The sequence below is a fragment of the Flavobacterium cheongpyeongense genome (genome assembly GCF_003202435.1).
Taxonomy (GTDB): Bacteria; Bacteroidota; Bacteroidia; order Flavobacteriales; family Flavobacteriaceae; genus Flavobacterium; species Flavobacterium cheongpyeongense.
On the sequence record NZ_QJHK01000005.1, the window covers coordinates 149,598 to 162,332 of the forward strand.

At 32.5% G+C, this 12,735-nt stretch carries 8 protein-coding genes; 3 read left to right on the top strand and 5 right to left on the bottom strand.

The annotated features are described in order from the left end of the window. Positions 1 to 122: 122 nt before the first annotated feature. Entirely contained in the window at positions 123 to 2,312 is a 2,190-nt protein-coding gene (locus tag DMB65_RS07995) for a glutamine synthetase III family protein (RefSeq protein WP_110306123.1), read from the bottom strand. Positions 2,313 to 2,742: 430 nt separating this feature from the next. Here DMB65_RS07995 and DMB65_RS08000 point away from each other — a divergent pair, with 430 nt between their 5' ends. Together DMB65_RS08000 and DMB65_RS08005 are read left to right on the top strand one after the other, a co-directional pair. Further along, on the top strand, positions 2,743 to 3,759 hold the full coding sequence (locus DMB65_RS08000) for a glutamine synthetase beta-grasp domain-containing protein (RefSeq protein WP_110306124.1): 1,017 nt from the start codon (positions 2,743 to 2,745) through the stop codon (positions 3,757 to 3,759). A 273-nt stretch (positions 3,760 to 4,032) separates the two neighbouring features. Continuing rightward, the gene (locus tag DMB65_RS08005; RefSeq protein ID WP_110306125.1) at positions 4,033 to 5,001 is read left to right on the top strand and encodes a TerC/Alx family metal homeostasis membrane protein; all 969 of its coding nucleotides are present in this window, start codon (positions 4,033 to 4,035) and stop codon (positions 4,999 to 5,001) included. Positions 5,002 to 5,120: 119 nt separating this feature from the next. Here DMB65_RS08005 and DMB65_RS08010 read toward each other — a convergent pair whose 3' ends face one another. Continuing rightward, the gene (locus DMB65_RS08010; RefSeq protein ID WP_110306126.1) at positions 5,121 to 7,541 is read right to left on the bottom strand and encodes a TonB-dependent receptor; all 2,421 of its coding nucleotides are present in this window, start codon (positions 7,539 to 7,541) and stop codon (positions 5,121 to 5,123) included. A gap of 344 nt (positions 7,542 to 7,885) precedes the next feature. Here DMB65_RS08010 and DMB65_RS08015 point away from each other — a divergent pair, with 344 nt between their 5' ends. Further along, the gene (locus DMB65_RS08015) at positions 7,886 to 9,682 is read left to right on the top strand and encodes a T9SS type A sorting domain-containing protein (protein WP_110306127.1); all 1,797 of its coding nucleotides are present in this window, start codon (positions 7,886 to 7,888) and stop codon (positions 9,680 to 9,682) included. A gap of 57 nt (positions 9,683 to 9,739) precedes the next feature. Here DMB65_RS08015 and DMB65_RS08020 read toward each other — a convergent pair whose 3' ends face one another. The 3 genes from DMB65_RS08020 to DMB65_RS08030 form a co-directional block, all read right to left on the bottom strand. Then, positions 9,740 to 10,261: a hypothetical protein gene (locus DMB65_RS08020; RefSeq protein ID WP_110306128.1), complete on the bottom strand. Its 522-nt coding sequence runs from the start codon at positions 10,259 to 10,261 to the stop codon at positions 9,740 to 9,742. A gap of 90 nt (positions 10,262 to 10,351) precedes the next feature. After that, positions 10,352 to 11,221, bottom strand: coding sequence for an alpha/beta hydrolase (locus DMB65_RS08025; RefSeq protein ID WP_230470625.1), 870 nt, complete (start codon positions 11,219 to 11,221; stop codon positions 10,352 to 10,354). A 106-nt stretch (positions 11,222 to 11,327) separates the two neighbouring features. After that, positions 11,328 to 12,200: an AraC family transcriptional regulator gene (locus DMB65_RS08030; protein ID WP_110306129.1), complete on the bottom strand. Its 873-nt coding sequence runs from the start codon at positions 12,198 to 12,200 to the stop codon at positions 11,328 to 11,330. Between the last annotated feature and the right edge of the window lie 535 nt (positions 12,201 to 12,735).

The window sequence follows — 12,735 nt, forward strand, 5'->3', positions numbered from 1 at the left end:
AAAGTTGTATATACCCCCTTATATCAGATTCCATTTACAATTGTTACCTCAATAATTTCAAAATAAAAAAAAATGCCTCTCCATAAATTGGAAAGGCACTCAAAATATTGTAAAAAATTATTCTATTTCGTAAGCAATAATTCCCTGTATTTAGTTAAAGTCCAACTCTCATCATCAACCAATAATTCGAGTTTATCACAATGATTACGGATGTCCTCAAAATAAGGTTTTACTTTATCACAATAGGCTTCAGCCATTTTTTGAGCATCTGTCAAATTATTTGCTGATTTTCTTTCGTTGGTCATGGCCTCCACTTTAGAACTGATTCCTTCAATATGACTTGAAATTTCTTTGATCAGAATAATTTGCTCTTTTGCAATCGTTTCAAATGCTGCGCCAAAAATTTCTTTAAGGCCTTTTACATTTTCAATTAAGGTATTTTGGTAACGAATAGCAGTCGGAATTACGTGATTTTTAGAAATATCTCCTAAAACCCTGCCCTCGATCTGAATTTTTTTAGTGTACTCTTCCAGTTCTATTTCATAACGCGCTTCGGCTTCAACGTGATTTAAAATTCCAAGTTCTGCAAATAAATCCAAAGCTTGTTTAGAAACTTTGGCTCTGATGGCTTCCGGAGTGGTTTTAAAGTTGCTTAAACCTCTTTTAGCGGCTTCTTTTTCCCAGGCATCACTATATCCATCTCCTTCAAAAAGTATTTTTTTGGACAATTTGATATATTCTCTCAAAACATTAAATATAGCTTCGTCTTTTTTCAACCCTTTCGTATCAATTAAAGCATCTACTTCGATTTTAAAATCTTTTAATTGTTTCGCCACAATTGCATTTAAAGTTGTCATTGCATTGGAACAGTTTGAATTTGAACCCACTGCCCTGAATTCGAATTTATTTCCTGTAAAAGCAAATGGTGAAGTTCTGTTTCTATCCGTATTATCCAATAGAACATCCGGAATCTTACCCACAACATTCAGTTTTAAATCGGTTTTTTCTTCAGGAGATAATTTTCCTGTAGTTACGCTTTCCAGTTCAGTTAAAACTTTTGTCAATTGTTCTCCAATAAAAACAGAAATGATAGCCGGAGGTGCTTCATTTGCTCCTAATCTATGGTCGTTACTAGCTGTTGCGATAGAAGCTCTTAATAAGGTTTCATAATCATTAACTGCCTTTATGGTATTAATAAAAAACGTTAAAAACTGTAAATTGCTCATTGGCGTTTTACTCGGACTCAATAAATTAACGCCAGTATCAGTCGCCAAAGACCAGTTATTATGTTTTCCGGAACCGTTTACGCCTTTAAAAGGTTTTTCGTGGAATAAAACTTTAAAATCATGACGTTCTGCGACTTTTTGCATCACATCCATTAATAAAGAATTGTGGTCAACAGCAAGATTGGTTTCTTCAAAAATGGGAGCCAGCTCAAACTGATTTGGCGCGACCTCGTTATGACGTGTTTTTACGGGAATTCCCAACAACATACATTCCTGCTCTAAATCTCTCATATAAGTTAAAGCACGTGTTGGAATAGACCCGAAATAATGATCGTCTAACTGTTGTCCTTTTGCCGAAGTATGTCCTAATAAGGTTCTTCCGGTCATCATCAAATCTGGACGAGAGTTTGCCAAAGCTTTATCAATCAAAAAGTATTCCTGCTCCCAACCTAATGTGGCTGTTACTTTTTTTACGTTTTTGTCAAAATATCTGCACACCTCTGTTGCTGCTTCATCCATTGCAGATAAGGCTCTTAACAATGGAATCTTATTATCTAATGCTTCACCAGTATAAGCAATAAATACAGTAGGAATACATAAAGTGGTACCATAAATAAATGCCGGAGAAGTCGGGTCCCAGGCAGTATATCCTCTGGCTTCAAATGTGTTTCTGATTCCGCCATTCGGAAAACTCGATGCATCCGGTTCCTGCTGTACCAATTGTGCACCGCCAAATTTTTCTACAGGATCACTGCCGTCATAAGAAGTTTCAAAAAACGCGTCATGTTTTTCTGCAGTAGTACCGGTAAGCGGCTGAAACCAGTGTGTGTAATGCGTAACACCTTTGGACAAAGCCCACTCTTTCATTCCCATTGCAATATAATCAGCCAGCTTTCTGTCTATTTTAGTTCCGTGCTGAATCGCATCCCTCACTCCTTTAAAAGCATCTGAAGTTAAATATTGCTTCATTGCTTTTTCATTAAAAACATTTGCACCAAAAAGAGTTGATTTCCTATCAATTTCTTCAAAATGCACCGGCTTTCTTGATGAAGCTTCCTGTAAGGCCTGAAAACGTAATGTTGACATGTATATAATTTTAAAAATTCGTAATAATTTGGATTTAAAATAAGGACAACAAATATAAAGAATAAAAAAACCTTTATTAAGAATAAAATTTAGATTTTTAAAGAGCATTTTAGCAATAAAAAACACTTTTTACAAAGAATAATTAATTACTTTAGAAAAAATATAACAAATCATACGAATATTACTAAATAATCAAACATTTTTTCGCAATCTGAATAGAAGCAAATTTAAAAAACACAGGGGTTTATTACGAATTTATTTTTAAAACATTAAAAAATTGCTATTTTTTAAATATACCCCTGTCAAAATTGCGCTTATGCAAAAAATTATATCTATCGAAACAAAATGCACCCCCTAATTTTTACGGCTAAAAAAATAAATCTATATTTGACCCAGCGAAAAAAACAAAAAAAAATTAATTTATATTATTATGGCTAAAATTAAGTTAGAGTACATTTGGTTAGATGGATATGAACCAACTCAAAATCTTAGAAGTAAAACTAAAGTTGAAGAGCACGAAAATTTCAAAGGAACATTAGAAGAACTTGGAAACTGGTCATTTGATGGTTCGTCAACAAAACAAGCTGAAGGCGGTTCTTCTGACTGTTTATTAGTTCCAGTTGCGATCTATCCAGATCCAACTCGTATTAATGGATATTTAGTAATGTCTGAAGTTATGTACGCTGACGGAACTCCACACCCTTCTAACGGTAGAGCTACAATTGATGATGATAATGATGATTTCTGGTTTGGTTTCGAACAAGAGTATTTCATCATGGATACAAAAACTTTATTGCCATTAGGATTCCCAGTTGGAGGTTATCCTGCTCCACAAGGTATGTACTACTGTTCTGTAGGTGGAAAAAACACTCACGGAAGAAAATTAGTAGAAGAGCATGCTGATCTATGTATCGCTGCAGGAATCAACTTTGAAGGTATTAACCAGGAGGTTGCTTGTGGACAATGGGAATTCCAATTATTCGCTAAAGGTGCTAAAAAAGCTGGAGACGAAATCTGGGTTGCACGTTACTTATTAGATCGTTTGACTGAGAAATATGGTTACTATATTGAGTACCATCCAAAACCATTAGGAGATACAGACTGGAATGGTTCAGGTATGCATGCTAACTTCTCTAATGAAGTATTGAGAACATGTGGAGATCAGGCTACTTACGAAAGAATTTGTGAAGCATTCCGTCCTGTTACTGCTGAGCACATCGCAGTTTATGGAGCTTACAACGAACAACGTTTAACTGGTAAGCACGAAACCGCTTCTATCCACGATTTCTCTTACGGAGTTTCAGACAGAGGATGTTCAATCAGAATTCCTTTGATGACAGTTCAAAAAGGTTGGAAAGGTTGGTTAGAAGACAGAAGACCAGCTTCAAACGGTGATCCATACAAAATCGCTGCAAGAATTATCAAAACTGTTAAATCAGCGCTATAATTCTAAGCTTACATTATATTCTAAAAGTGCCGTCGTAATTGATGGCACTTTTTTTTGTTTACACAATATTGTTTATATACAGAGGATAAATCACACTGGAAACCCTGCAAATAAAATTGCTCATTTTTGTCGAATACAGAATGTAATTCCTACTGGTGCAAAATACAAATTAACACAAATCAAACATTGAAATTTTGAAACGAACTTTCGTAATAATAAATTTTTAAGTTAGATTTCAAGAGTTATCTTTGTAAATCATTTAAAAAAATCATCATGATAGTCTGGACATTGTTTTTATTAGCCGTAATTTTTATTCTTGCCTTAGATTTAGGAGTATTCAATAAAACACCTCATATAATCAGTACAAAAGAAGCCAGCAAATGGACATTAATTTGGGTAACACTTTCCTTTCTCTTTTCTGGAGTTATCTATTGGCTTTACACCACAGATTACATTGCAAATCCAGATGATCTAAAACCTGCTGTTGCTTCTATGAAGTTTATTACAGGTTACTTAATCGAGCTTTCTTTAAGTGTAGATAATATATTTGTAATCGCCATCATTTTTGCTTCTTTCAAAATACCTCAAAAATACCAGCATCGTGTTTTGTTCTGGGGAATTCTTGGAGCAATTGTTTTCCGTGGATTGATGATTTTCTTCGGTGTCATGCTTATTAACAAATTTACCTGGACAACTTATTTGTTTGGAGCCTTTTTATTATTTACAGCCATAAAAATGTTGTTTTCAGGCGAAGATGAAGATTTTCAGCCAAAGGATTCTTTTGTTTATAAAATATTAGGAAAAATAATTCCGATTACCGCTGAAACCGATGGTGAGAAGTTTTTTATAACAACAAAAAAAGCAAAAAAAGCCGCTACACCCCTATTCGTAGCTTTGATTGTAATTGAAGTAATGGATGTTCTTTTTGCGGTTGACAGTGTCCCGGCAATTTTAGCTATTACATCTGACCCTTTTTTGGTATTCAGTTCTAATATTTTTGCCATTTTAGGATTGCGTTCCATGTATTTCTTTTTAGCAAATATGCTGGCAAAATTCAGTTATTTAGAATATAGCCTGGTTGCTATATTGGCTTTTGTTGGATTAAAAATGCTACTTCACGATTATATTCACCTTCCGGAATGGGCTTCATTAGGATTTATTGCACTTTCGCTATTGGTTGGCATTCTCGTTTCTTTAAAGTTTGGAGAAGAGAAAGTACTGAATGACTTAGATGAAGAATAGTTTTTTATCAAAACATTATTTATAAAAAAAGGAAATTACAAAATTTCCTTTTTTTATAGACTGCAAATAAACATATTCCTGAACTGACGTTTTTAATATTACACCAACCAGACTTTGCTCTATTTTTTAATAATATAATAAGCATTCTTTACAACAGGAATACCTGATCCGGTAATTCCTTCTAAAGCTACTCTTATTTTGGTTTCAACTTTGGTATTATAATAGTTTACATTAGCATTTCCTGCTTTATCAGGATGAACATAGGGATTCCAATAAAGCGTATTTCTTACAGCCAGTTTATTATCCTCTGAAGAAATCTTTTCCGGATCTGGTGAATAAAAAACACGTGCCATGTAAAACCCGTCTACTTCTTGTTGAATAGAATGGAAATATTCATTTTTAGACCTATTACCTGCATTCGGGTTCGTATAAATTGCAATGATACCATTACTGCTTTCGTCACCAAAATATAACTTTGCCTGACTTCCTTTTATAGCGTCTATTCTTTCTATATCTCCCAGGTAAATAGCATCTACTTCTTCTTTAAAAGCTGCCATTCCATTAATCACAAAAAGTGGTGCTGCTTCATAACGAACAAAACGAACAGAATCTTCAAAGGACACAACTCCTGCTATTTTTTGCTCAATAAGTTCATAAATATTGGTAAATAAAGACATATCCTTATCTGCTACATAACTTGCATCCGGAATTCCAAAATGGGAAATTGATCTGGGTTTCTTTTTTCCGGCAATACTGACTTCAGCCAGCATATTTTCAGGTTTTACTCCAAAAGACGTATATTTCTTAAAGACGTTTTCAACGATTAGCGTTGTAGATTCATTCCGGTTAATTGTTTCATTCTTAAAAAAGACAGCTAATGGAGGCTGTTCAATAGGATTTACTATTATCTCACCGCTATATTTTCCTTTTTCATTTCTTGAATATAATGACATTTTGGTTTTTCCTGAAAACATGATATTTTCAAATTTAAAACTTCCTATTGAATCAGTATATGTTTTAAAACTGTTCATGTGCTTTTTATTCATTAAGACCATTCCTATCCTGTTATTAACTTTTGCCTTATCACCAAAAAGCTGCTTGACCCTTCCGGCTATCGTAAAACCTTTTTCGGCCATATATTTAATATTATCATTAGATCCTGGTGTAGTTTTCCATACAAAATCCCGCCAGCCTTGCGTTAAAAGCAAATTCTCTAAATGATCAAGTCTTTTTAGATTCGCAGTATCAAAATAATATCCGGGATTATACACTTTTCCCCTAATATCTGATTCCATCAAAAAATAAGAACTAATAGTTGTACCAAAATCTTTCTCTTCTGTCACACCATTCATATCTGTTACACTTAATGAAAAACTGGCTGATTTGGCTATGCCTGTTTTAGATTTGGAAATAACGTTTACCGTAGCTTTTTCATTTGGCTGATAGCTTACTTTGTCTGTCGATAACTGTACTTCTAAATCCTGTTCTTTTTCGATATAAATTAAACGCTCGCTTAGTGGTTTTAAATTGCTGTCGTATAGTGTTATCTGACTTATTCCTTCTGGGGTTATCTCTTTAGGAAGTTCAAAAGACATGACCGTTTGAGTCACGGTTTGCAGGCTTTCAAAGTAAGCGACACCTTTTGCACTGCAAACAACAGTAAGTGCTGCATTTGGATTTTGCAGCAACGTTTGCTCGTTGGTCAATATAGCTATAATACTTTTTCCCCTTACTACTTTATAATTCAATGAATAACCAGATTTTGATATTCCTGGAAGTTCAGTTCTCAGGTCTGGCGTATCCGGAAACTTAGTTTTTGCATAATAATTTTTACCTTCTATCGGTATAATTTGAAATTTCCCCATCCCATCATGAGTGCTTGAAAAAGAAGTGACCAATTCATTATCGGAGTCAAAAATTTCTCCTGTAACGTTTATTGGGTATCCTTTTGAGTCGACAGCCTTAAACCCGACAACACTTGTCACATTTAGCAAAAGAGAACCTCCCTCAGGGAAGAAATCAATCTTGAAGTTATTTTGTTTGCTGATTTCAGTGGTTTTAATATCTGAAATACCATTTTGAGTTTTATTAGTTTTGGAATGCGATTCAAAAACATCAATGATTTCAATATTCTTTTTAAATACAAAATCTTCACCAAAATTTCTATTCCAATTGGTGTAAGCCCGTAACTGATAAACTCCCGGTTTTACGCCAAGAGAATCTGACAATTGAAAGTCGCCGTTACCTAACCCCATTTCTAAGTTGGTCTTGTTTCTGGCAATTATTTTAGCATCCGGGGAAATTAATTCTACATATAAAATATTGCTGTTATCAAAAAGCAAGTTGTTATTGGCACGTACATTATAAGCTTTGTAATATAAATCATCTCCAACAAAATACCTTGAATTATCTGTATGAAGATATATTTTTTCAATATCAGGAATCGTTTTGTTGTCTTGTGCCCAGCAACCACATGCTGAAATAATTGATAAAAAACAAAAGAAGCTGTATTTTTTAATTTGAGTAATAGTTTTAAACATTTATGATATGGATTTTATCAGCGCATTAAAAAAAGCTAAAAATACATAAAAATCTTATTAATTTTAACTATGAACCAGAGAAAAAATTCAACAGTTTAAATAATTAACTCTATCTATTGAAAAACTAAACTTGAGATTCAAATAGTTTACGACTTAAATTCCTATTCTCCGTTAAATTTCATTTCACTTTCTATATTAGTATGATCTATAAGCCTTTAAAGCTAAAAAACTTAATAATAGTAATGCAACTATGTATATAAAACTTACAATTAAACCAATAAAAAAGTAAGATTATACATTATTAAAAACTATTTTTGCCTCATTATAAATTATTAAATTTTATCATGAGAAAAAATTACGTTCATCTCGTATTACTGCTCTTATTAAACATTTCGATGTTTGGGCAAACAGTTACACTTACTCCAACACTTGTAAACGGAGTAGCTTATAGTGGTGGTGCTATCAATCTAAAGTCTACACCTACTTCTACCATTTCATTATCTGTAAAAGTTGACATTCCAGCAACAGCTGCAGTGGGAGACCAGGGTACTATAAAAATTTACTTTTCAAAAGGCACTGCATTAGGATCAAATATCAGTAATGGCGGTGATGGTGGCGCATTGTATTTCGGAAACGGAAAAGTTGCTACAAGAAGTTTTATTATAAAATTGGACTGGAGCGATTTTTTAACCTCTGGGGGTTTTATATTTGCTGAATACAAAAGCAGCAAAGCTTACGTAAGTTCAAATATTGCTGTGATTAAAAATGCCACTGTAAATACAGGAACAAATTTAAATCCTCCTGCAGATGCACCTAACCCCAAAAAAATTGTAAATACATTATGCTGCAATCAAACCATTAGATTAGGGGAGAAACCCGCTCCAATAATTCTCTCCCAATATTTAAATCCTTATGAGGGCTTGCCTTATGGAATAACTCATAGAATAACCATTAATAACGGTATTATTGATAATTATGACGATCTAAATAAAATTTTAAGTTTAGATTACACTACAGAATTAAAAGACATAACAATTAATAGAGAACTTGGATACGTATATGGTGGAGAATTGCCAAATAAAAGCAATACAGTTAAAATAAAAGTAGTTCCTTCTCCTATATCTAACAATAAAATTTTTTCAAATGGATCTGTAAATCCTGATGAGTCGATAGAAATCAGCAGTGCTAGTCCTATAGACATTTTTGGCGACCTATCATTCATAAACTTAAATGTACTACAAGATCCATATTATATTCCTAAAAGAGGTGAAGCAAGCATTATGATTGAGAAATATGAATGGGAATATCGAATAACAAATGGCACTTCCAAAGAGAACATTTGGACAACTATTCCAAATCAATTTTCAGCATCAATAAATTCATCATATTTGCCACGCTCAAATAGTTCTAAAGACAATTTCTACATAATTAGAAGAATTGCAATTTATCAAGATTTAAGATTAACTAGCAATTCATTGACAATATCTCTTCGTGCAATTCGTGAAAATAATACTATATGTTGCGATCAAACTTTACAAATTTCATCTTCGGATGAAATCGAAATACCATCTATCATAACTGGAACAACTGCCATATCTGACAAAAACACTTACCTATCTTATCGTTGGCAAAGTAGAACGTTTTCTGAACGTGATTCAAAATTTAGCAATTGGGTTAACATACCAAATTCAAATTTGAAAGATTACTCCCCACCTGCATTAGAATCCATTCCTGGAATCGGAAGAAATCCTGCTACAGTACCAACTTATAATTATAGACGAATAGCAACAGATAATAGTTATAAAGGAGAAGAATATTATAGTAATGAAATAAGCTTAACTCCAACAAATAATATTAATACTAGTGTACCATTAATAATATATCCAAATCCAGCAACTTCTATAATAAATATAGAAAATCCAACCACAGGAATATTAACAGAAGATCATTTGAGTGATCCAAGTATTAATATTGTAGATATGATGGGAAATATTGTGAATTTAAATAATTTCACAAAAATAACCCCATATCATGTTAGCATTGATATTTCAAATTTAATTAGTGGAACTTATTTTATAAATGTTTCAAGTAAAAACCCAAGAAGAGGTTATAAGAAACAATTTACTTTCATTAAAAATTAATAATAACCATAAAAAAAGGAAATCTCACGATTTCCTTTTTTGCTTTTTAAACTAATTTTAGTTTATTTTTTTAACGTTGCTATCATCAATATTATATTTCTTGATAACTTCATAATAATCTGAATAATCTGGCTTAACGGATGATTTATTTGTAAAACTACCAGGTACAATTACAACTCTAAAAGTTTGATTATCTAAATAATCTGCAGCAGTAGTTTCCATATCATAATTTGCTCTTACATAAATTTTAAAATCCTCTTTACTAAAATCATAGTCATAATCTAATTCACGATTATTAGATAAGTAGATAGTTCTTGGGATCAACTGCCAAACTGGAGTATTTGAATCAATTGTTCCTGCTAATCGATAAATTAAAATAGTACTAGCATCTCCTATCAAAGGATTAAATATACCATATATATTATAACCATCATCATTATTGTAATCAAAATCTTCATTTAAGATCTCAAAAACTTTATTTACATTTTGCCCTGGAGCCCCTTCAGGTCCTTCCGGTCCCTCACAGCTTGTAAATGCAAATAATCCAACAACAGCGAAAAGTGTCAATATTTTTTTCATAATTTTTTATATTTAAAGTTTATATATTACAAGGTAGCCCAAAAATCAAACCAAAAAAAAAATTTATCCACTTCCCTATCAAAAAAAATATTATTTTTTTGTAACCACTTGATTTTTAAGCAGTATTTTACTAAAAAATAATACATGATAAGGCAATGCGTTTTCCCAATATTCCCAGGTGTGCGCTCCCGGTCTTTCCGTATAATCGTGATCTACTTTATTGTATACCAGCCTTCTGTGCAACTCTTTGTTCGGCTCAATTAAAAAATCATCAATGCCACAGTCAATAATCAATGGCAGTTTATTGGCTTTAATTTTATCAATCATATTTAAAACAGCATGCTGCTCATACATTTTTATATCATTACTCTTGTCTCCAAAAACAGGTTCTATCAACTTAAGAACCTGAGCAGAAGAATCCCGATTCAGCATAACACTCATATCAACGGCTCCACTCATGCTTCCGGCTGCACAAAACAAATCAGGATGTTTGGCTGATAGATACAAAGCACCATGCCCGCCCATGGAAAGTCCGGTAATAACACGACCACTTTTATTAACAATCGTTCTATATGTTTTATCTACTTTCTGGATGACTTCCTTCGTAATAAAAGTTTCAAACTGACTTCCTGTATTTACAGGACTATCTAAATAAAAACTAAACGTTTCGCCTTCGGGCATTACAATAATCAAATTATACTGATCTGCTAATTTTTTTACAAGTTCGCTGTCTGGTGTTTTTTTCAGCCAGTCATCAAAATGTCCGTAAGCACCATGCAACAAATACAAAACCGGGAATGTCATTTTGGTTTTGGAATAAGAATCGGGCAGCACAATAGCCGCTTTGTATGTTTTAGTCATTGCCGTACTAGCTATCTGTAAGGTATCTACTTTAGCTGCATAAGCTGTTCCTGAAAACAAGACTACTATGAATAGTAAAATTTTAAAGCACTTCATCATTTTAGATTTTTTAAAGAAAGATAAATATACTTTTTTATGTTCAAAACAGCATAAAAAAACCATCAACGAATTGATGGTCATTATTAAATCCCTATAAAAGCTGCATTTACATAATCATAGCCCTATGCTCCTGCCTGTACTCTGAAGCACTTTTACCCGTATATTGCTTAAACGACTTACTGAAATGGCTGAAATTATTAAATCCGCTTTCATAACAAACTTCGTTTATACTAATTGGTTTTTCTGCCAAAAGCTTAGAGGCATGAACCAAACGGTATTCATTTACAAATTCTGTAAAGGTTTTATTGGATATTTTTTTAAAGTAACGACAAAAAGATGAGGTTGTCATACTTACAAGATTCGCAACTTCATCTACCGAAATTGGTTCCTGAAAATGGTCCTTTACATAACTAAAAACTACATTCATCCGGTCATTGTCCGGTACCTGCATTTCGAGCAGAAAACCATCTGCATTCAAAACTGTATACTCTTCAGAAGATGCCAGATCTTTTAAAATGCTTAAAAGAGTCAGGAAACGCTCAAACGGAGATTTGTTTTCCATCAATTCCATTCTTGTTCCTATTATTTTTTTTGTTTCTCCTCCAAATGCAATTCCTGCTTTTGCCTGCTCAAGAAGTTTCTGAATTTTTTTCATTTCAGGAATACCAAAAAAATCATTTCCCAAAAAATCAGGCTTAAAATGAATCACCGTTTCATCTGTATTCCCCGTTTTTTCATTGGTAAATCCGCAATGCGGTAAATTAGAACCTATCAAAATCAGAGAACCGTTGGTATAGTAAGAAATATGACTTCCTATTTGTCTCTTTCCTGCTCCACCATTTACAAAAACAATTTCAATTTCGGGATGGTAATGCAGCAGATGCGACTTACTGTTTGTTTTTTGAGCATGTTTAGTATAAGTAAACGAGCTTCCGTAGGAACAGGATATTATTTCAAGAGCTGGGGCAATTGGTTTCATTTCGTAATGATTAAATAATAAGAGCAAATTTAACAAAATCACCTAAAAAAAATCGAATTTTAACCTACAACGCTTTCGTAACTAAGAAAAACGCATTGAAAACCATAATAATGTTAATTATTTTTAACAAATCTAAAATTAGAGATTAATTTGACAATCAACGTTATTAAAAAGTTTTTAAATTAAATTTTCAATAATCCGTGTTATTTAAGAAATAACTGTTGCAGACAAATATGTAATGCAAAATTTTGAAATTATCAAAAAAACGCCTTAAACATTAAATATTCAGATTCAGCTTTTTTAATAAAATTATTAAATAATGATTTTTTTCTGACAAAAATAACAAATACAACACAAAATCATTGAATTGATTTTAGTATTTACAATTGACTAAGGGTTTTGAAAAATAACAACCGAATTAGCAATAACATTAAGAATAATTCAAATTTTAACATATAACGGTTTCGTAAATGAGAATATAGCACATATATCAGCAAATATAGTTGTGTATTTTACTCTAAAGCCGAAGTAATTT